Genomic DNA, 22,203 nt, shown 5'->3' on the forward strand with positions numbered 1-22,203 from the left:
CACCGTCGACGTCGCCTCGATCAGGATCTGGCTCCGTGAGCCAGTCGCACAACGACGGAGCATCGCCTATTCACCGGCTTCAACCGCGCACGGCGTTTCTTCCGGCTCATCCGACGACGACGGCTCCAATGGGCGGACGCTCAGTACCCACGGGCCTGCTATACGCGGGAGGCATGCCTGGACACGACAACCGACCGGTTCGTCGAACTCGTCCCGATCGATTGACCAGTCCATGTTCGGCGCACTCTGGCCCATGAAGATCGCTTCCAGGAAGTCGTTCCAGCGCCCGTACGAGCTGACTACTACGAACTCGTCGGGCACATCCAGGTCCAGGACGACATAGCGGTCGTACTCCTCCGGATCACCAGGGTTGAGCAGCAATTCCGCCGTCAACGCCACCCGGTCATCGCGGGTATCCGGCCCATGCCATGCCCACAGCGGTGGGTGGCCCGCGCAGTCGAGGCCGCGCCGCGCCATCTCGGCCACCATTTCCTCGTAGGCAGGACGGAACGAAGGGCTCATCACCCTGGCCCAGTCCCCGACCAATTCACCGGTATCGTTCAGCGCCTCGAGAACCGCTCGATGCTGGACCGTCCACAAACGCATCGGGCCATCATGCCAGCGCGGGACGGATGATCTACGGGACAGGCTCTAGCCAGGAACACTTCGGCGGCCGCGGCCAGGTCGACACGCGCCGGTGATCGCTCATGTACGTGATAGTCGATCGTTATCACGTACATCTGCGCGGGTCGGCCCCTCAGTCGAAGCGTGTTTCAATCACCAGGCGTTCGTACCGGCCGACGAAACACCGAACCTGCGGCTCGGACCCGGCTCCGGCCGTCCACCAGGCGACCGCTTACGAAACACCCTCCGCCCCGAGGCGGGCCTGTCGGAGCGTTGTCAATCAGCCGTCGGCTGCCCGCTTGTCTTCTCGGTCCAGTACGCGAGTTCGTCCCGTGTGGTCAGCGTGTCCGGGTGCCGGGCGCTCCGGGCGGCCATGCTCTGCCGCCACTGCTCAATGACCTGCCGGAAGGCCTCGCTCACCAGGAGAAGAAGTTCGGCGGATGACTCGAAGCGGGCGCCCGCCGGGGTCTCGACCCCGAGAATCTCGGCTCCGCGCTGCGATGCGGCCGCCAGGGCATCGTTCATCTGCTGAGATGCGAGGAGAGACCGGAGCCAGATCTCATCGTCGATGACATAGCGTTCGCGCCGCGCACCGGGAGCCCGTTCCCGCCCGAGCATTCCCTGCTGTTCGAGGAAGGCGACGGCGTGCGAGACCGACGCCGGGCTGACGCGAAGCCGCTGGACCAGGTCAGCGGCGGTGAGAGCGCCGGAGTCGGTGATGTACAGGCAGGCCAGCACCCTGGCCTCCATCCGGGGCAGCCCCTGCTGAACGAGGAGAGCGGTGAAGGACTCCGTGAAGTCCCGCACCGTTTGGGGATCACGCCCATGGCCGCTGTCGGGGATCGGCGGCGCCGGAGGCTGAGCCTGCTTGTGCCGGCGCGCACGATGCCGTGTGGCCTCGTGCGCCCGGTCCGCCCCGTAATCGTCGGGTCCACCGTTGCGGGTGACCTCCCGCATGATGGTCGAGGCGGGCCGCCCTAGACGCCGGCCGATCTCTGCGTATCCGAGTCCCTCGGCCAGCCCCGCAGCGATGCGCTGACGGTCCTCATCGGTGAGTCTGCCTCCGGGCATCGGCGCTCGTCTCCTACCTGTCGACATGCGCGGAGCTCGGCGCCCGCACACTCCGCTGCACAGTATGCATTCACTCGAAGCCCATTGCAATGCAAGTCTGATCACTCATTGCATTCAGCATCGCACTCATTGCAACACTTGCTCATTTATCTAGAAAAAATAGGCGAAACTGGCTTTCGTTGCATGTTGACCGATTTATAAACGCAATGTAGTTTTGCGACTGTTCAGAGATCCCCGAACACCTGCGGCGCCGCTGGCGCCACAGAGGAAGCCCCCACGACCGAGCCCCAACTCGCCGAGGCCATCAGAGCCCCACCGGAGCAGGGCCCGCAGATCGAACACCGTGCGCAAAGAGATTCACAATGGAACACAGCAACGGCGGCTTCTCCGAAACCGGGCTGCACCGACTGCACGAGGTGCTGGCACGGCATGTCGAGTCCGGAAAGATCCCCGGACTCCTCGCCCTGGTCGGCCGGGGCGAGGAGACACACGTCGAAGCGCTCGGGACGATACGCCATCGCGGTTGACCCCGCCGAGTCGGGCACGAGGTTCGGCACGTTCTCGTCCGCGAGCAGGCGGGTTGTTCAGAAGGTACGGGCGCCGAGGTCGCGGACGGTTTGGGCGAAGGCGCGGATGAGGTCGTTTTCGGTCTCGGTGCGCCACACGATGCCGAAGACGAGAGGTTCCATGTCTGCGATCGGCAGCCAGGCGATGTCGGGACGCGGCCAGTAGCGGGCGGAGTGGGCAGGCAGAAGGTTGACGATCTCACCGATGCTGACAAGGGAGAGCAGTTCGTCCATGTTCACCACGATGGGTCCGCGTTCGATGATGTGGCCACGCGGGGTGCGGAAGGGAACGAAGCTGTTCTCCCAGTAGTCAGGAATGGGATTGGCCCCGGAGTGCTTGAAGTGGGCGATGTCTTCCACAGAGACTGACGATCTTGCGGCTAGTTCGTGGTCGGAGGCCACGGCGAGCAGTCGGGGGTCGGTGAACAGGGTCGGGCCCACGGTGAGGTCCGGTTCCTCGACGGGCAGCCAGGTGACCAGGATGTCGACCTCGCCGCTCCGTAGCCCGGCGAAGGGATCGACGAAAGAGGCATGGCGCAGCTGAAGCTCGCAGTACGGGTGGCGGGTGCGGAAAGTCTCCCAATAGGGACGCAGGTCATGGGTGTTCACAGGGAGCATGCCGACGCGCAGCCGGGCGGTGATGCCACGGGAGGCCATGCGGGCGCGTTCGAGGCTTTCGCGCAGGCCGACATAGACCGGTCGCAGGTCGTCGCGCAGCTGCCGGCCGACCTGGGTGAGGCGGATCTGACGGCGATTGGAGCGGTCGAACAACGGGCCGCCGATACGGCGTTCCTGCTGGCTGATCGCCTGGCTGACCCGTGCCTGCGAGATGTGGAGGCGGGCCGCGGTCCGGCCGAAGTGGAGCTCCTCGGCCAGGGTCAGAAAGATCTCAATGTCGCGGAGTTCCACCTATGTCCCGATCTATGCAATCATCACCGTCTTGGCCGCCGCCTGGGCGGGCGGTCGCGCCCAGAGAGTGGCGTTTGAGAAGGCCACCCGTAATCCGGTGACCGTTTGGGAGGAACTCACCTCAACAGTCACTTTAGCATCATTTGTCTCATTCTCCGAGGTGGCCTTCTTCCGGCACCTCAAAAGAAACGGCGTCTCAGCCATATCTGTTGAGCGACGAGTTTCTGTCAGTGGAAACGACAGGTTCTTGGCAGCGGCTCGCGACAAGTTGATGTCAGTGAGGGTGACAGTCAGTCACTGCGCTCTGGAGGCGAAGCCGGGTGGCGTGCTGCCCGGAAGCCATCTTGCGGTGCGTGGGTGTCGGCCGGTGCGCTGGGACGGTGGTCGAGGCTGAAGCGGACATCGTCGTCCAGGCTGACGCGGTGCGGCCCGTTCTGGCTGTGGAGCAGGCCGCCGTCCTTGAATGCTTGTTCGGCGTCGAGGTGGTCCTGCCGCCAGCTGTCATATTCACCGTGGCCGTGGAGGACGTAGGCGGCCAGCAGGGTGTTGGCTTCGTCGTCGGTGAGCGGGGCGCGGTAGCGGACGTTGTCGGCCAGGGCGCGGCGCTGGTCGTCGGTGAGCACGTCCAGTCGGGCGGAGACGGCCCAGCCATCCGGAGGGACCCGGCGGAGTGCGACGGGGCCGGCAAGTGCAGGATGTGCGTGCGCGTGGCTCAGCGCCGTGGTGATGCGATCGAGCGTCCACCGCAGCACCGTGGCGAGTTCGTCTGCGGTGAGCGGGATGCTGGTGGTGGCCAGTGCGGTGAGCACGGTCAGCGCGTCGGTGTTGAGGTCCGGCTGCGCGGTGTCGGCCGTACTGTCGGCGGCGGTGTTGCTCCGGGCGGGTGTGGGTGGATCGAGCGCCTCGATGAGGTCGGCGGGGTGCAGATCGAGACGGCGGGCAAGGTCGATGATGACCTGGGCGGGGAGGGCGGTCAGGCCGGGGACGTCGCCGGTGTGCAGATGGTGCGGGTGGATTCCGAGAAGGTCGCCCAGTTCCCAGAGCGACAGGGCGGCTTGCTCGACGCGTTGCTGGAACGCCTGACGGTTCATGCGGGTCGTCCCACGGGTGGGGAGGTCAGCCGGGCGATGAGGTCGCGGTCGAGCTGGCGCAACACCAGAGCGCGTTCGTTCGGCCAGCCGTGGGAGCGTGGGGTGAGCCCGACGTCGGCGCCGTACTTGCAGGGGTCGCGGTGGAGCCAGAGCGGGTTGAGGTTGAGCCGACCGCAGGTGCGGACGGTCCGCTCGTGCAGGACGGCGGCGGGGCTGCGGGCAGGGTCGTGGTCGTTGAGGAAGAGCGGCTCGTCGTCGCCGGCGTTCTGGCGGCGGCGCAAAGCCTGATGGGCGGCGAGCAGGTGCCGGGCGTGCGGCGGGATGAGGATGGGGCCTTGGCAGGCCAGCTCGCCCTCGGCGACGGTGAGCGTGGTGGGTGCGCCGTTGGGGGCGTAGAAGAGTTTGCTCTGCGGTGGTGGCGGGTGGCTGCGGTGGCGGGGCGGCCAGGCGGGAGGAGTCGGCGGCGAGGTCGCCGCAGCGGAAGCAGCCGAAGTGGGTGGGCGGCAGGTTCAGATGCAGGGACAGGGCGGTGGCCGCGACGTGATCGGTCGGGGCCAGCGCGGCCAGGTCGCGGGCCCGGGCCGGGGTGAGGTCGCCGGGCAGCCGGGCGGCGAGGGCAGGGCCGAGGGTGGCCGGGGTCCAGCGCAGCAGGATGGCGTGCCGGAACAGCGCGGCCTGGGTGGCGCGTAACACGATGAGCGCCGCAGCTGGTTCGGCTGTCGGCCCGAGGTGGGTGTCGCGTAACCAGCCGATCAGGTCGACGCCGATGTCGGTCAGCGGCGGTGACGGCAGGGCGAGCCAGTCGTACAGGCGCGGATCGCGGTCGGCCATCCAGGCGTGGACGCGTCCAACGGCTGCTCGGTAGAGCTCGTCGGCGCGGGCGAAGGCGCGCGGGGACAGGTGGCGGCGGCAGGCGGCGCGGAAGGTGGTGAAGTCGGCGGCCGGCAAGGCGGGCCACGGCTCGCGATGGTCGGGCCGGGTGGGTACGGGGAGCGGCAGCACGTCGGGCAAGTCCTGCGGGCGGATCACGTGATCGGGGTGACCGGTCTCGACGATCAGTTTCATCGTCGGGCCGAGGTGCTCGTCGCCGCTCCAGATCAGCCACAGCCACAGGCCGAGCTCGTCGGCCAGGGCGATCAGGTCGGCGATGCGGTCGGTGGGCAGGGTGTTGGCGCGGTCGATGAGCAGGTCGGTGATGCCGGTGGCGGTCAGCCAGGCGCGCCTGCGCCGGCTCGTTGTCCGCGTCGGTCAGGGGCGCCAGCTCGGCGTGGGTGCGGGCGCTGGCCTTGCGGCGTTGCCGGGTCAGGCGTTTGGTCTCCTGGCGGGCGTGCTCGCGGAAGGCCTCGACTTGTTCGTCGGTGAGCTGGCCTTGAGGGTGCGCGGTGCACAGGTGTTCGCCGTCGAGGTAGACCTCGATGAAGCGGTCGTCGTGCGGCATGTAGCGCACCTGCACCGGCTGGCCGCGGCGGCCCTGCAGTTCGGGGGCGACGTAGGCCAGGCCGTGCAGGCGCACGCCGTCCTTGCCGATGGTGCGTTCGATGCCGGCCAGCAGCAGGTGCCGTAGCCGTTCGGCGCCGATGCGAGCCAGCACGGACGGATCGTCGTTCCATGCCTGCAACGGGGTGCGCCCGTCCAGCGCGGTGTGCGGCCGTTCGGTGTTGTACCAGGCCGCCCAGGAGGCGAAGTGGACGGCGAAGCGTTCGATGCGCATCGGCTGCACCTGCTGTCCGGGCGCGGCGGCGCGGGCTGCGACCCGATCGTCGAGCGGCCCGTACAGCTTGCCGGCGGCATCGCGCGGGCCTTCGGTGAAGCCGGGCAGCCCGGACAGCAGCGTCTGGTCGATGGTGCGGTGCAGTCGTTCGATCTTGCCCTTGCGGTGCGGCTGGCGGGCCGGCAGCCGCAGCACCTGCACGCACAAGGCGGCCAGCGCCTCGCGCACCGGGGCGGCGGCGAACTCCAGGCCGCGGTCGATGCGCACCAGGGCTGGGACCGCGCCGAGCGGGCCGCGCTCGGCGTCGCACACCAGCGCCATCCGCAGCGCGGTCAGCACCGTGCCGGCGTGCGGCGTCAGCGCGAGCGCCCACCCGAGCAGGGCGCGGGTACCGTCGTCGACGATCGTCGTCAGCCACGGGCACACCGCCGGGCCGCGCGGCGGTAGCACCAAGATCGGCAGCTTCTTATGATCGGCCTCCCAGACCTGGTTACGGTGCGCGGCAGGACGCACCAGGTAGACATCGGCCTCGCGCCGAGCCTGCTCGCCGGAACTCCAGCTGACCCGCTCGGCGGGCGACAGTGCCCGGGTAAAGGCCCGCTGCAGGGTGCGCAGCGTGACCGACTCGGCTCCGGCCCAGCCCTGGCGCAGGAACGCGGGGATCGGCAGGCCGGCCGCGCTGGCGTGTCCGTTCAAGACGGCGGTGCGCGCCCGGTGCACCGCGGCGATGTTCGCGCCGTAGTGGGCGTAGGCCTCCCGGTCAGTCTCCGACAGTTCGTAGGGGGTGGGGCCGCGGGGGCGTGCCGCACCATCGCCGGTGCTTAACAGACGCCACATGCTGCGCTCACTCAGGCCCAGGCCAGTGGCCGCCAGCCGTACGTGCTCGGCGGTGAGGTCGCCGGCGGCGCGCAACTGGCACAGCCGCTCAACGGCGGCTTGTCTCGCTTCCCGGTCGGATTCCGGCACGATCGACCTCCCGCTGCGAGGGTGGCTTCACAAGCTGCTCGAACCGGAACGTAACAAGTCAGGTGCCCGCGAGTCCGGCGAATGACGATCGTCAGCGCGAGAGGCCAGCCGAGTGCCGCGCGGGCGTAGGCACCGGTGGCGACGAACGACGGTCGATCAGGTGGCGCGGTCGCGACGGCGTCGCGCGGTGCGGATTTCAGCGTCGGCGACCTTGTCGTCCAGCAGCGCGTACAGCTGCGTGGTCTCGGTGGAGGCGTGCCCGAGGCGGCGGCGCACGGCCTCGATGGAGACGCCGGCGTTGATGAGTTCGGTGGCGTGGGCGTGGCGCAGCTGGTGGATGTCGATCTCGACTTTCGCGGCGGTGCAGTAGGTCTGCCAGCGGTGGTGGGCGGCGTCGTAGGACAGCGGTCCTCCGCGGCCGTTGATGGAGGCGCGGAACAACGGGCCGGCGGTGTAGCCGGCGCGGGTCAGGTAGAGCTTGAGCAGGGCGACGTAGCCGCGGTCGTCCAGCAGCACGGTGCGGACGCTGCCGCCCTTGCCGTGGACGCGGACGTGTTCGTCGTCCAGGCGCAGGTCGAGATCCTCGACGTACAGGCCGCACACCTCGGCGGCGCGGGCGCCGCACACGTAGGCGGTCTCGAACAGCACCCGGTCGCGCAGCCGGTCCAGCGGCGTCTGTTTGCGCGGCCGCCGCGAGCAGATCACCGCCAGCACCTTGGCCACGTCGGCCGCGCTGGCGGGGCGGGGCAGGTTCTTGGGCACTTTGACGGTGTCGATGCGGTCCATCGGGTTGGCGTCCAGCAGGTCGTGGCGGACCGCCCACTTGGCGAAGGAGGCGATCGCGGCGCGCTTGCGCTTGCGGCTGGCCGGCGACAGCTCGGCGAGCCCGGCCAGGAACGCGCGAACCGGCGCGGCGGTCAGCTCACCGAGTTCTTCGCCGTGGTGGGCGGCGAAGGCGATCAGGTCGCCGCGGTAGGCGCGCCGGGTGTGCGCCGACTTCCCGGCGTTGGCCAGGTCGGTGAGGAAGTCGTCCAGGTGTGCCGCGAGCGGATGAGCGCGGCCGAGCTGCTCGGCGATGACCGGATCCACCGTGCCGACCTCCACCATCCGCGATGTTGCCAGATAACCGGGAAACGAAGCGTCCGCGCCGGATGGCGGCCGCCCAGCTCGCACTACCTCGGTGATCGCTGTCTTGCCAGATAACGAAGGTTATCTAAGAACTGAATCCGATGCCCTCGCCTGGCCAAGCTGCCGCGCCAGTGGCCGGATGAGGCCACGAGGGTGGTGACGATTACGGCAGTCCACTTCGGAGGCTGATGGGACGGGAGTGGCAGAGCCGAAGCGATCTGCCCCATGCGACCAGGCCGAGGCTTAGGTGCTTTCAACTCGGACCTCGCGGCTTGCGCCGAGGAGACGAGTCCGTGCGGGGCGCTGCTGGTCGTGGCTGAGCGGAAGGCCGAGACGTAAGGGTCAGCCGCAAATGAAAATGTGAGCCCCACTCTGTTGTTTCGGTCCAACCTGACAGATTGTGATCATTGTGAGCCAGTTGCGGCTCTCTTAACGTCAGCGGCATGGGCCCTCCCGGGCCGGCCAGGAGGAGCAAGACGGCGACGACGTAACCCCCGCCTAGCGAAGGGATGACATCGCATGTCACAACCAGACGAGAGCGTAATGATCAAGAGTCTCGGCTCAACCTACTGGAGCTGGCGTCAATACCAGGAAAAGACATACTGGTGTTGGAACGCGACAACGGTCAGCATCGCGAACTTCTACGCCAGCGCGCGAGCATGGACCCAGTGCGGGTTCGCCACCGCGGTCCTCAACAGGAAAGACTCCCGGCTCGCCGCCCAGCAACCGTTCCAGTGCTGCCCGGATGGCGCGTTACGCGGGGACTGCAACCAGGGCTGGTGGCCGGATGCCGGGCCGCTGCAGCAAGCCGGGGTTTACGTCCCGGCCCCCGAAGATGCCAGGAATTACGTCGACTGGGTGGAGGCACCCGGGTGGGTGCAGGTCAGAAGGTTCCCGGCGTTGACGAAGAACGAGGTCAAGGCGGAGATAGACGCCGGACGCCCGATCATGATGAACATCGGCTGGGGTGGCGGCCTCTCCGGCCACATCGTCAACATCTGGGGGTACAGCTACCGCCCGGAGACCGGTGAACTGGTGCACGTCTGGGTGCATGACCCGTGGCAGGGCACTCACGGGACATACGCGGGCCAGGAGAACGATCCCATCATGTGGGTCGCGTGGGAGACGCTCTTCGGCGGCTACCCGGGCGGCCCGAACGGCACCTGGAACAGGACCTTCAAGACTCGGCGAAACTAGCCTCAGGGAGCATGCGATGCCGTTGAACATGCCTGAACCGCCGGGACGGATTCGGGAGGAAACACGCTCTCAGCTCGGCCTAATCGCCAGAGCCGGCGGAGAGGGCCCGAAACTGCTGGGCGAGGTCTCCCCGGATGACGTGGAGGTGTCCACCCCCCACCGGGTGTTCGCCCTGCTCGTCAAAAACATCGAGGCCGGCGGCGGCCTGGAAGTGGCGCAGCCGGTGGGCTGGCGATTCCTGCTGGAGTCCGGCGGCAATGTGCTCGCCGGCGCCGAAGTCGCCGAAACGCCGGACCGAACCTTCCCGCCAACGTTCTACAGAAGCTCATCCGTCGGAGCCACCGCGACCGCGGTCAGAGCCGCAAAAGCCCTGCCGCAGCTCGAAAAGGCCGGGTTCGACCTCCGGCTCCTGCAAATCCCCGAGCTCTACCAGACCGCCCTGTGGTTGCACTCACCCAACACCGACCTGCTCATACCGCTGGCACCCTCTCCGATCGGGCGCGAAGGCCAGGTCACACCACCACCGGTGTTCTTCCGGGAACTCGCCGTCCGTGCCCAGGAGTACAGAGCCCACCAGCCTCGCAACCGGGAGTCGACCTGACGCCATCCGCTCGCCCTCCCTGGAGATGATCACAAAGAACCGCCGGTCGGCGTGAGCTGCTCGGGAAGCGGGGGCGATGAAGTCGCCTCCGCTTCCAAGGCCGTGGTGCCCGCCACCGTCCGGTCGGGGCTCGACCCGGCCAGCCGAACCGGGCCTTTGGCTTGAGGATCTTCTGCGGCGGTCCTCCTCCGGTTCGGCCGCGACCCCGGAACCACGGCGAATCTCGTTCAGCGCCTCGATGACCGCGCGCACCCGGTACAGGGTGCGGCTATGCCTCTGCTCGCGGTCCTGCACGCGGGCCTCGATCGCATCCCGGTACTGGCTGATCGTCTTACCGTCCACACCCAGCAGTCGCGCGATGCCGCCCAGGGTGCGCATCTGATCGGCCTCGGCGGGCATCGGGTACGGCGCCGGCTGCGTCAGCGCCCGGGCCCGCCACGCGTCCAGGGCGGCCTCGTAAGCCCGGGATCCGGGCCCAGTGCCAGAAGTTGCGGATGTACTTCTCCGAGCGGCCCACCTTGGCCGCCCAGTCAGCCAAGAGTGATGCCCTCGGTATCGCTCTTCATCGAGACTCTCCGTCCACCTGCCTGATCACACTCTGCTACTGACGTTAATGTCGCGGCCCACTGACACTCTCCTGTCGCTCAACAATATCCGCCCGTTTTCCGGCGAATACGAGACAGGCGTGTCCTCCTACCAGCGATTCCAGTGCAGGACTTCCTCCCGGGGGACGCGCCGGGCGGGCCGGAAGTCGGTGCCGATGGTGAAGGCCATCGGAATGAGGGCCGCGAGCATGACCTCGCCGTAAGGCACACCGAGCACCGCGGCCAGTTCGCGTTCCAGCGGGCCCTGCGCGGTCGTCCAGACCGTGCCGAGGCCGCGCGCGCGGGCGGCGAGCATGAAACTCCATACCGCAGGCAGGATCGAGCCCCAGGTCATGGACTGGTCCAGCACCGAAGCCCGGTCGGTCCGGCCCTCCACCGCGGGGATGACGAAGGCGGGAACCCGGTGGATGTTGTCGTACAGGTACTGGAAGCCGTCGAAGATCTTCTCCATGGAGTCCGGGTGGGCGTACATGCGGCGCAGGTCCCGCTGGTTGGGCTGTTCGCCGCCGCCGACCGCGGCCGCCCGGCGGAAGTGCTCGGCCACGGCCTTGCGCTGCGCGTCGTCGGTGACGACCAGGAAGTGCCAGCGTTGCCGGTTGCGCCCGGTCGGAGCCTGCGTGGCGAGGTCCACGCATTCCTCGATCAGGTGGCGGGGCACCGGACGGGTGAAGTCGAGGCGCTTGCGCACCGCGCGGGTGGTGGACAGCAGTTCGTCGGGGGACAGTTCCAGGGACATGAGGTTCTCCTCGAATCTGGACAGAGAAGGTGATGAGCCCGGGGGCCAGGCCCTGCCCGCCTTCGGGCTGCCCGCCGACGGCGGCGATGGTGGGGCTGGGCGCACAGCGGCACCAGCGCCGCGCGTTCGCGGCCGTCGATACCGGCCACATCACACCACCATCTGGTCGCAGACAATCTGTTTGCAGATGATTTGTGACCATACGGCTGCATTGATCTGTTGTCAAACAATTGAAGATAAGATGATTGGTGTTACGATCATCAGCGTTGAGAGGAGGCGTCGAATGCCGCCCAAGACCGCCGGCCGCCCACGGACGACCTACTTTCCCCTGCTCGCGGCCGAGCGCCTGGACATCGCCCTGTGCCGGGCCTCGGCCGCCGTCGCCCGTGCCGCCGAGAGCCGGTCGGGCGAGAACGGTCTCGGCGTCGGCCAGCACCTGGTGCTGAAGATGCTCGTGGCCGTCGGTCCGTGCTCGCAGCAGACGCTCAGCGAGGAGCTACGCATCGACCGCAGCGTCATGGTCAACATCTGCGACGACCTGGAGCGGGCCGGCCACGTGCGCCGCGAGCGCAATCCCGACGACCGGCGAGCCTACGCCGTCACCGTCACCGACTCCGGCCGGCGGCTTCTCACCGAGGCCGAGGCGTCGGTTCCCGGGTTCCTCGACCACACCTTCCAGGCCCTCACCTCCGCCGAGCGCGACCAACTGGCCGTCCTGCTGGGCAAGCTGCTGACCGCCGGCGGCTGAAGGAACGGCTGCCCCGCCGAAGGCGAAGGTTCGGCGGGGGCCCGGGAACGGCCATCCGGCCCACGGCCCCGTCACCGAACCCCCACGCATGATCTCGTCCGCCCTTACCCGGGAAGGGCTGCCCCAGGCTGCGACGACCACGTGACTGGTGCGCCGGCGCCAGACGCGGGCCGTCGCGCAGGAGGTGGCCGACGTGGTGAGAACGGCCCGGGCACTGAACGCTCAGCCGCGCCAGCCGTCTCCGTCCACCCCGCCCGGCACCTCCGCCGCGGGATCGTAGGGAGTGCGGGTGAAGACGAAGGTGTTGAGGTCGAGATGATCGGGCGTTCCGTCGGCCCGGCGGACCAGGCGCAGCGTCTCACCGGCGTAGTAGCCGTCCAGGCCGAGCCAGGTCCCGTCGGCCTGCGCGGTGAACCGGGAGGCCCTGCCGGCGCCGCCGATCGGGTGGAGGGACAGCCCCCGCTCCGGCAGCAGGCGCAGCGCGTACGCGCTCGGCCCCCAGTACCACGGGCCGGCCAGCTCCAGCAGGTCGGCGTCGGCCGCGACGGGCTCCCACTCGGCGGGCAGGCGCGGCTCGTGCTCGTCGAGGATGGCCAGCAGCTCGGTCAGCAGGGTGCGGCTCACCCCCGAAGTGGCGTTGGCCATGAACAGCACGCCCACCTTGTCGGACGGGTCGGCCCACACCATGGCAAGGAAGCCCGGCATGGAACCGGAGTGACCGGCCAGGCGGCGACCGCCCACTCGGGCGAGCTGCAGGCCGAGGCCGAAGCCGCCGGTCCAGGCATCGCCGTCGTCCACGATCGCCGGCTCGCGCATCTCGGCCAGCGTGGCCGGGTCGAGGACGCCCGCGGTGTCACCGGCCAGGAAGGCCGCCCAGCGGGCGAGGTCGGCGGGGGTGGACCACAGCTGCCCGGCCGGGGCCATGGCGAGCGCGTCGTGCTCGGGCTCGGGCAGCAGCACGTCCGCCCACGGGTGCACGGCGTAGCCGGTGGCGTGCGGGGCGCGCGGCCGTGAGGTCGTCTCGCGCATGCCCAGGGGGTCGAGGACCTCCGACCGCACGGCCTGCGCCCAGCTCACGCCCCGGTGCCGGGCGACCAGCTCGCCCAGCAGGGCGAAGCCCAGGTTGGAGTAGTGGAAACGGCGGCCGGGCCGATGCCGGGCGGTCTCCGGGCCGAGCAGTCCGATGAGGCGCTCCACCGGCATGCCCGGGGTGCGCTCCCACCACTGGCCGGGCGGCTCGGCGGTCAGCCCGGCGGTGTGCGACAGCAGCTGGGCGACGGTCACCTCACCGACCGGTGTACCGGGGACGTGCTTGCCGATCGGATCGAGCAGGTCCACGCGATCCTCGTCGCGCAGCCGCATGACCACCGTGGCGACCATGCTCTTGGTGATGGAACCGATCCGGTACTGGGTGGTCTCGGCGGGAGCGGCCCCCTCCACCCGGCCGCGCGAGCCGAACCAGGCGAGCCGCCCGTCGCGCACCACGGCCGCCGTCAGGGACGGCAGCCGCGACTCCGCCTGTTCCACTGCGATCCTGCGCAGCAGTGCGCGAGCCGTACCCTCCAGAACCGGCGACATCAGATGACCCCTCCCCGTGACACGATGCGTGGCCTCAAGGCTAGTGCCGCTCCACTCTCGCCGGCATCCCCGGCGGATCCCTCCGGGATGTCACGGTCAGCCGCCGCGTGGCACGGGTGATCGCCACGTACAGGCCGTGGCCGCCCATCGGGGTCCGGGCCGGGATCTCGCCGGGTTCGACGACCATCACGGCGTCGAACTCCAGTCCTTTGGAGGCCAGGACGGTCAGGACCGGAGCGAACGGAACGCTCGCTCCGGCGATCGTGAAGCGCCGAAATCCACCGGAAGCCCGGTCGCGGCCGGACCCCCTGCGGCCCGCTCGCCGGCGAGGTCGGCTTCGGGCACATCGTCGAGTTCGGACTCACACGATGGAGGATCGCCGTGGTGTTCGCCTGCCCCACGCAGAGGGTCCCGCAGAAACAGGATCGCGCGAAGGTCAACTCATGCACCACTTCGCTGGACGTGATCCACGACGTGCTCTCGTGAGCCGGTTTCCGGCCTGAGTCCAGCCGTAAAAGCCAAAGATTTGTTTGACGTTTTGGATTTACCAAAGATATCTTTGACACATGAAGATCACTGATCCACGTGCCATACGCGCGCTGGCCCACCCGCTGCGACTGGATCTGATAGACCTACTGAGCCGGATCGGCCCCGCCACGGCGGCGGTCTGCGCCCGGCATCTGGGCACGACCCAGGCCTCGTGCTCCTTCCACCTGCGCCAGCTCGCCAAATACGGCTACGTCGTGGAGGCCGTGAGCGAGGACCAGCGAGAACGGCCCTGGCGGGTCACCGATCCCGAGCAGAGCCTGTCATCGAGCACAGGCGGACTCGCGGCGGTCGAGCTGGAACGGGTCTTCATCGAACGCGAGGCCACCAGACTCCTCGACTGGACCCAGGCCCGCCCGAACGCCCCCGCGGAGTGGCGCACGGCCGCCTTCCTCAGCGGCATCACCGCGCCGATGACCGCGCAGGAGCTCGACAAGCTCGGCCACCAGCTCCTTGAGGTGCTGGCCCCCTACATCGAACGAGCCAACGGCCGCGCCCCCGCGCCGGAGGACGCGAAATTCGTCCGGATCCTGCTCACCGGAACCCCCCTTTCCGACTCCCCGCCCCCACCGGACTGACCGCCCTCCGGCCACCGCCCCGGCCGTCCGCTCCCGGCGCGCCGTCACCTCGTAGTGATCACACCCCTCACTCGCTCCGCCCCTTCCCCCGGCTTCCCGCCCGCGAAAGGTCGAACGTGACCGCTCTGCGCCACCCCCTCTTTCGCCGCCTCCTGGCCGGCGAGGCCGTCTCCAGCTTCGGAGACAGCGCGTTGTACCTCTCCCTCGGCATCTGGGCCAAAGACCTCACCGGTTCCGACTCCGCCGCGGGGCTGGTCTTCCTCTTCCTCGCCCTGCCCGGGCTGGTCGCCCCGCTCTACGGCCACCTCGTGGACCGCGTGCGCCGCAGGCCGCTGCTCATCGCGATGTACGGCACGATGGCCCTCGTCGTGCTGTCCCTGACCCTGGTCGACTCCGCCGACCAGGTCTGGATCCTCTACGCCGTCGCCCTCGCCTACGGAGTCACCTTCTCCGTTCCCGCGCACGGCGCGCTGCTGAAGGACATCCTGCCGTCGGCGGAGGCGACGAGCGCCCGAGCGGCCCTGATCACGGTACGGCAGGGCGTGCGGATCGCCTCACCCGTCGCCGGAGCCGGCATCTACCTGGCCTTCGACGGTGGGGCGCTCGCCGTCGTCGACGCCGTGACATTCGTGGTCGCGCTTGTCGTCCTCGCCTCGCTCAAGGTCGTCGAATCCGAACCGGAACCCGCCGGGCAGCCCTTCCTGCCGGCCGTCACCGCCGGATTCCGGCACCTGCGGCGTGTACCGCTCCTGAGCAGGCTGACTCTCGCTCTGACGCTCCTCATGGCGACCGCGGGGCTGATGGACACGGCCGTGTTCGCCGCCATCGATCGTGGCCTGGAGCAGCCCGCCGCCTTCTTCGGCGTTCTCACCACCGTTCAGGGCGCGGGCTCCGTCATCGGCGGGCTGCTGGCGGGAATGCTGGTGCGACGCCTGGGCGAGGCGTCCAGTGCGAGCATCGGCTACGCGATCTTCGCCCTGGGGGCGGGGATCTTCCTGGTCCCCTCGCTCGGCTCCTTCCTCGCCGGAGCGGCGCTCTACGGCCTGGCCATCCCCATCTTCGACATCGCCCTGGGCACCGCGCAGCAGTTGTACGTCCCCGCCCGGCTGCAAGGCCGCGTGGGCGCAGCCATCGACATGCTCTCCAGTACGGCCCAGTCGGCGTCCATCACCGCCGGGGCGGCACTGGTCGGCCTCGTCGACTACCGCATCATGTACGCCCTGATCGCCCTGACCGCTCTGACCTGCACCGCGCTCATCCTGGTCCGCCCGGCACCCGTTCCCGAGATCGTCCCCTCCATCGCCGACGAGCGGATCGTCAGCCAGGCGTGATTCCTTCAGCTTGCTCGGCGGGGGAAGGTCGCTAGGGTTTCGCATCATGCAACGAATGACCGGTATGCTAATCGGCGCGACTTTTGGCGCGATCTTTGTGTTCATCAATGCCTCCGCCCCCCTCAATGCGGCCCTCGGCATCCTCCTGCGGGTGGCCGCCGCCCTCGCCCTGGCAGGCGTCATCGCCATGTGGCTTCAGGCCATCCGCCAGGCTCGGGCCACCGGTGTCGAACCGGCTCTTCCCGGAGCGGCCCAAGGCGCCACCATGTTCGGTCGCGGATTCCTCCTGGTCGCCGTCATCGAGGCCGTCGCCCTGTTCGGCGGCATCGCGGTCCTGGGTGCCTGGCAGCAGCCAGAACAGGTCAACGTCGCCTGGGTCGCCTTCGTCGTCGGCGTACACTTCGTCGCCCTCGCCCCCGTGTGGAAGAGTCGCGCCATCGCCGTACCCGGTGCCGTTCTCACCGTGCTCGGCATCGCCGGCTTCGTCATGGCGGCCACCGCCGCGCTGGACTGGGTGCCGTTCGTCAGCGGTGTGCTGTCCGGGGCGACCCTGCTGGCCGGCAGCCTCGTCTCGGCCCGGAACGGCCTGGCCTCCCAGAACGAGCAGGCATCGGTCACCCGCTAGAACGCTCCCTGGCGGCCGGCCCCCGGAGCGGCCGCCAGGGGAGCCGGACGCGGATCGACCGCATTCGCTCGGTATTTGCACGCGCGCTTTATTTCAAAGCGTTGGTAGACTGAGCAGGGGATCATGAAAGGAGCCGGTCATGGGCATCGGAGACGATGCGGTGCAGGTCCGTGCGCAGGGGTGGCGGACGTTGGCCGCACTGCACGGGCTGATCGACACCGCGTTGGAGAAGGCCCTGCAGGCCGAGCATGATCTCTCCGTGGTCGAATACACCGTTCTGGACGCGCTGTCGCGCCAGGACGGCTGGCACATGCGCATGCAGCAGCTGGCCCGCGCGGCGGCGCTGTCCGGCAGCGCCACCACCCGCCTGGTCAACCGGCTCGAGGACCGCCGGTTGCTGACCCGGGTCCTGTGCCAGGACGACCGGCGCGGCATCTACACCGAGCTCACCGATCAGGGGTGGACACTGCTGACCAAGGCCCGCCCGACCCACGACGACGTCCTCGCCAGGGCCCTGGCCGAGGCCGAGCGGACCCCGGAGCTCGCCCCGCTGGTCCAGGCCCTGCATCACCTGCCGGTCGACTCCCACTCGTCGTCCGTTTCGCCCTGACCGGGCGGGAGGCGCGTCGGTCCCCGGCATGTCACCGGCCCGGGGCGGCCGGGAGCGCAGCCGCAGTGGCGGCCAGGCGCAGTACATCGAACGGCCGGTGCCCGACAGCGCCGGAGCCTCGACCCCGGCGTCGGCGACGGCCGATCGGCGGTGACCGCCGTCCGGCGGCATTCTCCAGCGACACACCGCAGCAGAACCCGGCGCCTCAGACACTCACCGCTTAACCTGCAGAAACAGGACCAGGTGGGGAAACGGTCGGCATGCCGTTCGCCGTCTTCTCAACGGTCGAACAGCGGCGGGCGACGCTCTCGCGTCGCCGCCACGGTTGGTCTGCCATGCACCGCCCGGGAAGAAGGCGATTCCGGCGCGGGACGCCCCCCTGTGGCGATTCACCCGGCGGTTTTCTCAGGTCGATCGGCACGGGCCTTGCGAAGGTCCGCAAGGAGGGCAGTCTGGTGCGCAAGCGCTATCCCATCATGACGACCACGGGCGTGCTGTGCCTGGCGCTGGCCACCGCCTGCGGAGGTGGAAGTTCGGTCAACCTGGCCAAAAACCCCACGGGCGGGCCGGACACCCCGGCGCAGAGCACGAAGACGGCGGACGGCGAGGCGACCGCCGCGCCCGAGGGCTTCAAACGGGTCGGCAGCCCCGCCAACGGGCTCACCGTCGCGGTTCCCGACTCCTGGGAGGCGCTCGACCTGACCAAGGACGATCTTGAGCAGGGACTCAAACGCAGCGGCCTGTCGGGCGAGGCATTGCGGCAGGCCGATCAGGACCTGCAGGCGCTGGTGGTCAACAAGGCGGTTTGGGCTTTCGACCCCGAGTCGAGGCGGGCCTCGCGAAACGGTTTCACCACCAACCTCAACGGCTACTGCCAGCCCAGCGCGATCGCCTCGGCCGACGAGCTGATCAGCGCGGCCACCAGGGAACTGGAGCAGATCAGGGCCAAGGTCACCCAGTCGGCCAAGCTGCAGATCGGCGGGGTCGAGGCGGCGCGGCTGGTCTACACGTTCCCGGCCGGCGGCATGGAGGTCAAGGGGACACAGTTCTACGTGCCCGCCTCGGGCAAGATCTGCACCGTCACGCTCAGCACCGACCAGGACGGCAAGCAGAAGCTGTTCGACCGGATCGGCATGACGATCCGCACGCTCTGAGCCGCTCGGGCGAACGGCGGGCGGGTGGGGGAGGCGACGAGAAGCTGTCACCCGGCTGCGGCACAATACCCCAATGACCACCCTTCCGGCAGAGCGTCCTCCCGGCACCGTGCTGGAGGCCGTGCTCGAGCGCATTGACCGCAAATGAGTAACGTGTGTTCGTGCGTATCCCCCCAAGTCAGGACTTGATCCCTGCCATCGGCTACATCCGCGTCTCGATGATGCTGGAGGAGAAGATCTCCCCGGACATCCAGCGGGCCGCGGTCAAGGAGCTGGCCCGCCGCCGTGGCTATCGGATCATCGAGTGGGTCGAGGACCTCGACGTCTCCGGCAGGACATTCCAGCGGAAGATCATGAAGGTCATCGCTGATGTCGAAGAAGCCAGGGCCAGGGCGATCCTCGTCTGGAAGTACAGCCGCTTCGGACGCAACCGGACCGGCAATCAGCTCAACCTCGCCCGCGTCGAGAAGGCCGGCGGTGAGCTGGTCTCCGCGACCGAAGAGATCGACGCCCGTACAGCGGTCGGCAAGCTCACCCGCGGCGTGCTGTTCGAGTTGGCCGCGTTCGAGTCCGACCGGGCCGGTGAGCAGTGGGGAGAGGCATTTCAGAACCGCCTTGCCCGTGGACTTCCTCCGCTCGGCAATGCCCAGTTCGGGTACATCAGGCGCGGCCGGGTTCGTCACCCGCTCTATCACGACAGGACCCTCGCTGCGCCTGAGGACGGCCCGGAGCGCTACGAGCCGGATGACGCAAGCGGTATGGCTGGCATCTTCGCGGAGTGCTACGACCGGTGGATCGCTGACCGGAACTTCTCTCGCCTGGCCGACTGGGCGAACGCTCGCGGCGCCCGGACGACTACCGGTGCAAAGTTCATGCCGGGCGAGCTGATGAGGGTGATGGACCGGGGCTTCGCGGCCGGCCTGATCTGTGTCCACCATCGCGACTGCCGGTGCGCCAAGCCGTCGAGCTGCCGCAACAAGGAGTATCACCTCGGCGCGCACGACGCCGTGATCAAGCCGGAGACGTGGGAAACCTACAAGAGGTACCGAAAGATCACCTCGGCTCTGCCGCCGCGCGCCAGAAGAGCCACCTGGCCGTTCTCCAAGCTACTGAAGTGCGGCTACTGCACCCACACTATGTACCCGCAGAAGGTCCACCACAGTGGCCGCATGGCGTGGGTATGCGGGTCCATCTACCACAAGCGCCACGACGTCCCAACCTGCGGCACCCGGTTTGTGACGATGGAGGCCGTCGAGGAAGCGGTTCAGTGGGTGCTCGTCGAGTGGCTGCCAGATATCGAAGCCGCGGCCGCTCAAGCGGCGGCCGGCCTACAGGTGGTCGCAGAAGTTGAGGACTCCAAGCTGGAGGTGCTTCGCCGTGAGCTGGAGCGGATCAACAAGGCCCTAGAACGACAGACCGAGCTGCTGATCAACGAGGTGATCCCGCAATCGTCCTACGAGCCGGTGCGTGACAGGCTGCTCCGCGAACGCGAAGGGGTCCTGGACGGGCTCGCCGAATTCGAGGACTTGCCAGACCCGATCGACCCAATGGACTGCGTGCCGGTGATCGAAGGACTCATCCAGGAGTGGGGCAGCCTGCCCGCTGATCGGCTGCGGAACATCTTGGCCGAGGTCATCGACCACGTGGACGTGTACCGGCAGGATCCCACGACGGCGTGGATCGTCGTCCACTCGGCATGGGGGGAGACGAGGCACCGCAAGTTGCCTGCCCGTTTCAGCAAATGGCAAAGCCGGGAGACTGTGGGATGATCCGGCGATCACTACGAAGGAGAACTATCGGCTGAAACAGAAACGGCCCGCAGTGCGGGCCGCTCCCTGAAGTAACCACTTCACGCGATTGCTATCCCTGCTCGCTTGCTTGGCGGCGATTCCGAGCAGGGTGCTTTCGCGTTGCCCCCGTGGGGGCCTTACTCTCGGAGTTTAAGATAACACGCCTGCCCTCGGTTTGCGAAAAAACCGAAATAGGGGCGCTTCGTCGCACGTCGGCGCACAGCCCCATCACGTCCTCGGTTCTGCCCATCCCCATGGATGGGCAGAAAATTGCACCCACCCGCGCCCTGTTCCTGGACGCCGTGGACTACCTCGCCCGCGAGAAGTGCAACCGCCAGCGGCACCGCAACCTCATGCGCCTGGCGTGGGAACTCGCCGGACGCTCCGACCGCGACATGGTCACCGCGCCCAAGCGCGGCGCCACCTGGGAAGCACTCGCCGAGCTCGTCGGCGTTTCCCGCCGCACCATCGCCTACCTGATCAAGTGGCTCCGCGAGCACAAGCTGCTCGTCATCATCACGCCCGGCTCGACCCCTCGCACTCGGCCCGGAAACCTGTGGGGCCTGGTCGACGACGGTCTCGGCAACCTCGCCACCGAGTACGCCCTGACCGTCCCGGACGAACTGCTCCCCGAAGAGAACAACGACCTCGAGGCTGACGCGCTCGATGACACGGACGACGTGCCATGGCCAGTCGAGACCGTCACTGAGCGCCCCATGTTTTCCCACGTCAGCGGGGGTGTGGATAATCTTTGCACCCCCGCCGTTAGTGGTTTCTCTCTTGCAAGAACTCTCCCTTACGCGGGCGCGCGGGAAATGTCCGATTCCACGGAACCGACGCCCTCGTGGCCACGCCACGTAACGCCTGGCACCAGGAGAGACCAGCTCGCAGCGTGCGAACGGCTCCGCGTGGACAACTGGCTCACCCTCGGCGCCCTGTCGGCGAAGGACCTGCGGTCGCTGCTCCGCTCTGCCTTCGCTGCGGGTTGGACTGTGGCCGACGTGGAGCACGCCCTGAACCGGCGACCGGACGGGCAGCACTGGGGCGACATCGACCCGGGCCACCTGGCGGCCGCCGTCGAGCGGAAGCGGGGCATGCGGTCACGGATCCGCCACCGCATGAGCCTGTGGGTCGCCGCGGATGGCGCGCCGCTGGTGCGATCGGCGTCACAGCAGGTCGCTGACAACGAGGCTGCGATGTGGCCGGCGCAGGAGCGGCGGATGAGTCTGGTTTGGGGCACGCCCGACTCCGAGCCCGCGCCGGCCGCCACGGTGGTCGACTTGGGGGAGCGGCGCACACCTCCCGCGGAGTACCTGGCTGCGCGGGTTGCGATGCGGGCTCGACTGGGGGAGGGCGCATGAGCAAGGAGTCGTCGTCGAGGGTGCCGGAGCATCTGCTGAGCTTGGCTCAGCGGTTCTTCGACGCCGGGTGGAGTCACGCTGACGTGGTGCATGCGCTGAACAACCCGCCGGACGGTGTCACTCGGGCGCTGGGTGATCCGATGCGGTGGGAGGTCGCCAGGGCCCGGCTGGTGCTGTGGATGGATGAGTCGCTGCAGCCGGTCTTGTCGGCGTCGCAGCGGCGGGCTCGCGCCAACTCGGCGAAGACGCGAGCGCAAACGCAAGCGCGAGAGAAGCGGGCCGAGGCTGAGCGGCGACGGACGGGTGACCTGGCGGCCGCGGTTGCGCGTGCCCGCCAGGTCCTCGCGGAGGCGTCGCCGGCCGCGGCGAAGGTGATGGCCAGCCGGGCGACGAAGGTGGTGACGCGTGCCGACCCGGAGCGGTGGGCTCGGGCGGATGAGGCTGCGGCGACTGCGGTGGTTACTGGCGCGGTGTCTGAGGTGTGGGCGCCGGAGCCGGAGGAGGATCCTGCTGAGGTAGCGCAGCGGGTGTCGCGTGCTTTGGCGTTGCGGCGGGCGCGGCGGGAGCGAGCCGGGCGGGCTGGTTCTGCCTGACGGGGTCCCGGTAGTAACCGCCGAGAATCCAGCTCCCTTGTCCCGTTCGGGCTTGCGCTTTTGCTTGCCCGTACGCGTGGCCAG

The 22,203-nt window shown here is 68.7% G+C and carries 23 protein-coding genes and 1 pseudogene; 14 read left to right on the forward strand and 10 right to left on the reverse strand.

Annotated features, from left to right (window positions below; genetic code table 11):
• Positions 1 to 66 precede the first annotated feature (66 nt).
• Both ACQPYK_RS24930 and ACQPYK_RS24935 read right to left on the reverse strand, forming a co-directional pair.
• The gene (locus tag ACQPYK_RS24930) at positions 67 to 606 is read right to left on the reverse strand and encodes a DUF3841 domain-containing protein (RefSeq protein ID WP_433235211.1); all 540 of its coding nucleotides are present in this window, start codon (positions 604 to 606) and stop codon (positions 67 to 69) included.
• 294 nt (positions 607 to 900) lie between these two features.
• On the reverse strand, positions 901 to 1,695 hold the full coding sequence (locus ACQPYK_RS24935; protein WP_433235214.1) for a helix-turn-helix domain-containing protein: 795 nt from the start codon (positions 1,693 to 1,695) through the stop codon (positions 901 to 903).
• A gap of 362 nt (positions 1,696 to 2,057) precedes the next feature.
• On the opposite strand from ACQPYK_RS24935, the gene ACQPYK_RS24940 reads away from it, so the two are divergent.
• On the forward strand, positions 2,058 to 2,222 hold the full coding sequence (locus ACQPYK_RS24940; RefSeq protein WP_433235217.1) for a hypothetical protein: 165 nt from the start codon (positions 2,058 to 2,060) through the stop codon (positions 2,220 to 2,222).
• 57 nt (positions 2,223 to 2,279) lie between these two features.
• Here the strand turns inward: ACQPYK_RS24940 and ACQPYK_RS24945 are convergent, their stop codons facing one another.
• From ACQPYK_RS24945 to ACQPYK_RS24960, 4 genes and pseudogenes are all read right to left on the reverse strand, one after another.
• A complete protein-coding gene (locus ACQPYK_RS24945; protein WP_433235220.1) occupies positions 2,280 to 3,170 on the reverse strand; it encodes a LysR family transcriptional regulator in 891 nt (296 codons plus the stop codon).
• Positions 3,171 to 3,460: 290 nt separating this feature from the next.
• A complete protein-coding gene (locus ACQPYK_RS24950; RefSeq protein ID WP_433235223.1) occupies positions 3,461 to 4,261 on the reverse strand; it encodes a hypothetical protein in 801 nt (266 codons plus the stop codon).
• Positions 4,258 to 4,542, reverse strand: coding sequence for a hypothetical protein (locus ACQPYK_RS24955; protein ID WP_433259132.1), 285 nt, complete (start codon positions 4,540 to 4,542; stop codon positions 4,258 to 4,260). The genes ACQPYK_RS24950 and ACQPYK_RS24955 overlap by 4 nt, the downstream gene beginning before the upstream one ends.
• Positions 4,543 to 5,702: 1,160 nt before the next feature.
• A pseudogene (locus ACQPYK_RS24960) lies at positions 5,703 to 5,972 on the reverse strand (Mu transposase C-terminal domain-containing protein); the annotation flags it as partial.
• Here ACQPYK_RS24960 and ACQPYK_RS24965 point away from each other — a divergent pair.
• Together ACQPYK_RS24965 and ACQPYK_RS24970 are read left to right on the forward strand one after the other, a co-directional pair.
• Positions 5,946 to 6,419: a hypothetical protein gene (locus ACQPYK_RS24965; RefSeq protein ID WP_433259133.1), complete on the forward strand. Its 474-nt coding sequence runs from the start codon at positions 5,946 to 5,948 to the stop codon at positions 6,417 to 6,419. The pseudogene ACQPYK_RS24960 and the gene ACQPYK_RS24965 overlap by 27 nt on opposite strands.
• 169 nt (positions 6,420 to 6,588) lie before the next feature.
• A complete protein-coding gene (locus ACQPYK_RS24970) occupies positions 6,589 to 6,714 on the forward strand; it encodes a hypothetical protein (protein ID WP_433259135.1) in 126 nt (41 codons plus the stop codon).
• A gap of 380 nt (positions 6,715 to 7,094) precedes the next feature.
• On the opposite strand, the gene ACQPYK_RS24975 is transcribed toward ACQPYK_RS24970, so the two are convergent.
• Positions 7,095 to 8,027: a tyrosine-type recombinase/integrase gene (locus ACQPYK_RS24975; RefSeq protein WP_433235226.1), complete on the reverse strand. Its 933-nt coding sequence runs from the start codon at positions 8,025 to 8,027 to the stop codon at positions 7,095 to 7,097.
• 558 nt (positions 8,028 to 8,585) lie between these two features.
• Between ACQPYK_RS24975 and ACQPYK_RS24980 the strand changes: the two genes are divergently transcribed.
• Together ACQPYK_RS24980 and ACQPYK_RS24985 are read left to right on the forward strand one after the other, a co-directional pair.
• On the forward strand, positions 8,586 to 9,263 hold the full coding sequence (locus tag ACQPYK_RS24980; protein WP_433235229.1) for a C39 family peptidase: 678 nt from the start codon (positions 8,586 to 8,588) through the stop codon (positions 9,261 to 9,263).
• Positions 9,264 to 9,279: 16 nt separating this feature from the next.
• Positions 9,280 to 9,864, forward strand: coding sequence for a hypothetical protein (locus tag ACQPYK_RS24985; protein WP_433235232.1), 585 nt, complete (start codon positions 9,280 to 9,282; stop codon positions 9,862 to 9,864).
• A 693-nt stretch (positions 9,865 to 10,557) separates the two neighbouring features.
• On the opposite strand, the gene ACQPYK_RS24990 is transcribed toward ACQPYK_RS24985, so the two are convergent.
• Positions 10,558 to 11,205: a nitroreductase family protein gene (locus ACQPYK_RS24990; protein ID WP_433235235.1), complete on the reverse strand. Its 648-nt coding sequence runs from the start codon at positions 11,203 to 11,205 to the stop codon at positions 10,558 to 10,560.
• 283 nt (positions 11,206 to 11,488) lie between these two features.
• Here ACQPYK_RS24990 and ACQPYK_RS24995 point away from each other — a divergent pair, with 283 nt between their 5' ends.
• Positions 11,489 to 11,953, forward strand: a complete 465-nt coding sequence (locus ACQPYK_RS24995; protein ID WP_433235238.1) for a MarR family winged helix-turn-helix transcriptional regulator — start codon at positions 11,489 to 11,491, stop codon at positions 11,951 to 11,953.
• 222 nt (positions 11,954 to 12,175) lie between these two features.
• Here ACQPYK_RS24995 and ACQPYK_RS25000 read toward each other — a convergent pair whose 3' ends face one another.
• Positions 12,176 to 13,531: a serine hydrolase domain-containing protein gene (locus tag ACQPYK_RS25000; protein WP_433235241.1), complete on the reverse strand. Its 1,356-nt coding sequence runs from the start codon at positions 13,529 to 13,531 to the stop codon at positions 12,176 to 12,178.
• Positions 13,532 to 13,571: 40 nt separating this feature from the next.
• Positions 13,572 to 13,793 carry an ATP-binding domain-containing protein gene (locus ACQPYK_RS25005; RefSeq protein ID WP_433258909.1) on the reverse strand — a complete coding sequence of 74 codons (222 nt, stop codon included), beginning with the start codon at positions 13,791 to 13,793 and terminating at the stop codon, positions 13,572 to 13,574.
• Positions 13,794 to 14,097: 304 nt separating this feature from the next.
• Here ACQPYK_RS25005 and ACQPYK_RS25010 point away from each other — a divergent pair, with 304 nt between their 5' ends.
• From ACQPYK_RS25010 to ACQPYK_RS25045, 8 genes are all read left to right on the forward strand, one after another.
• Positions 14,098 to 14,655 carry an ArsR/SmtB family transcription factor gene (locus ACQPYK_RS25010; protein ID WP_433235244.1) on the forward strand — a complete coding sequence of 186 codons (558 nt, stop codon included), beginning with the start codon at positions 14,098 to 14,100 and terminating at the stop codon, positions 14,653 to 14,655.
• A 116-nt stretch (positions 14,656 to 14,771) separates the two neighbouring features.
• Positions 14,772 to 15,986, forward strand: coding sequence for an MFS transporter (locus tag ACQPYK_RS25015; RefSeq protein WP_433235247.1), 1,215 nt, complete (start codon positions 14,772 to 14,774; stop codon positions 15,984 to 15,986).
• Between the two features lie 55 nt (positions 15,987 to 16,041).
• A complete protein-coding gene (locus ACQPYK_RS25020; protein ID WP_433235249.1) occupies positions 16,042 to 16,611 on the forward strand; it encodes a hypothetical protein in 570 nt (189 codons plus the stop codon).
• Between the two features lie 139 nt (positions 16,612 to 16,750).
• Positions 16,751 to 17,221: a MarR family winged helix-turn-helix transcriptional regulator gene (locus tag ACQPYK_RS25025; protein ID WP_433235252.1), complete on the forward strand. Its 471-nt coding sequence runs from the start codon at positions 16,751 to 16,753 to the stop codon at positions 17,219 to 17,221.
• Positions 17,222 to 17,676: 455 nt separating this feature from the next.
• Positions 17,677 to 18,375 carry a hypothetical protein gene (locus ACQPYK_RS25030; protein WP_433235255.1) on the forward strand — a complete coding sequence of 233 codons (699 nt, stop codon included), beginning with the start codon at positions 17,677 to 17,679 and terminating at the stop codon, positions 18,373 to 18,375.
• Between the two features lie 155 nt (positions 18,376 to 18,530).
• Positions 18,531 to 20,144 (forward strand): recombinase family protein, encoded by a 1,614-nt coding sequence (locus ACQPYK_RS25035; protein WP_433235258.1) that lies wholly within the window; start codon positions 18,531 to 18,533, stop codon positions 20,142 to 20,144.
• Between the two features lie 275 nt (positions 20,145 to 20,419).
• The gene (locus ACQPYK_RS25040) at positions 20,420 to 21,526 is read left to right on the forward strand and encodes a hypothetical protein (protein ID WP_433235261.1); all 1,107 of its coding nucleotides are present in this window, start codon (positions 20,420 to 20,422) and stop codon (positions 21,524 to 21,526) included.
• Positions 21,523 to 22,119, forward strand: coding sequence for a hypothetical protein (locus ACQPYK_RS25045; protein ID WP_433235264.1), 597 nt, complete (start codon positions 21,523 to 21,525; stop codon positions 22,117 to 22,119). Before ACQPYK_RS25040 ends, ACQPYK_RS25045 begins: the two co-directional genes overlap by 4 nt.
• Positions 22,120 to 22,203 lie beyond the last annotated feature (84 nt).

The organism is Streptosporangium sp. CA-135522, from assembly GCF_050949235.1.
Classification (GTDB): Bacteria; Actinomycetota; Actinomycetes; order Streptosporangiales; family Streptosporangiaceae; genus Streptosporangium.

Bases quoted from the DNA above. Each gene is read 5' to 3' on its own strand.
- ACQPYK_RS24930 (WP_433235211.1), bottom strand. From the start codon at position 606: ATGCGTTTGTGGACGGTCCAGCATCGAGCGGTTCTCGAGGCGCTGAAC.
- ACQPYK_RS24935 (WP_433235214.1), bottom strand. From the start codon at position 1,695: ATGCCCGGAGGCAGACTCACCGATGAGGACCGTCAGCGCATCGCTGCG.
- ACQPYK_RS24940 (WP_433235217.1), top strand. From the start codon at position 2,058: ATGGAACACAGCAACGGCGGCTTCTCCGAAACCGGGCTGCACCGACTG.
- ACQPYK_RS24950 (WP_433235223.1), bottom strand. From the start codon at position 4,261: ATGAACCGTCAGGCGTTCCAGCAACGCGTCGAGCAAGCCGCCCTGTCG.
- ACQPYK_RS24980 (WP_433235229.1), top strand. From the start codon at position 8,586: ATGTCACAACCAGACGAGAGCGTAATGATCAAGAGTCTCGGCTCAACC.
- ACQPYK_RS24985 (WP_433235232.1), top strand. From the start codon at position 9,280: ATGCCGTTGAACATGCCTGAACCGCCGGGACGGATTCGGGAGGAAACA.
- ACQPYK_RS24990 (WP_433235235.1), bottom strand. From the start codon at position 11,205: ATGTCCCTGGAACTGTCCCCCGACGAACTGCTGTCCACCACCCGCGCG.
- ACQPYK_RS24995 (WP_433235238.1), top strand. From the start codon at position 11,489: ATGCCGCCCAAGACCGCCGGCCGCCCACGGACGACCTACTTTCCCCTG.
- ACQPYK_RS25000 (WP_433235241.1), bottom strand. From the start codon at position 13,531: ATGTCGCCGGTTCTGGAGGGTACGGCTCGCGCACTGCTGCGCAGGATC.
- ACQPYK_RS25010 (WP_433235244.1), top strand. From the start codon at position 14,098: ATGAAGATCACTGATCCACGTGCCATACGCGCGCTGGCCCACCCGCTG.
- ACQPYK_RS25020 (WP_433235249.1), top strand. From the start codon at position 16,042: ATGACCGGTATGCTAATCGGCGCGACTTTTGGCGCGATCTTTGTGTTC.
- ACQPYK_RS25025 (WP_433235252.1), top strand. From the start codon at position 16,751: ATGGGCATCGGAGACGATGCGGTGCAGGTCCGTGCGCAGGGGTGGCGG.
- ACQPYK_RS25040 (WP_433235261.1), top strand. From the start codon at position 20,420: ATGGATGGGCAGAAAATTGCACCCACCCGCGCCCTGTTCCTGGACGCC.
- ACQPYK_RS25045 (WP_433235264.1), top strand. From the start codon at position 21,523: ATGAGCAAGGAGTCGTCGTCGAGGGTGCCGGAGCATCTGCTGAGCTTG.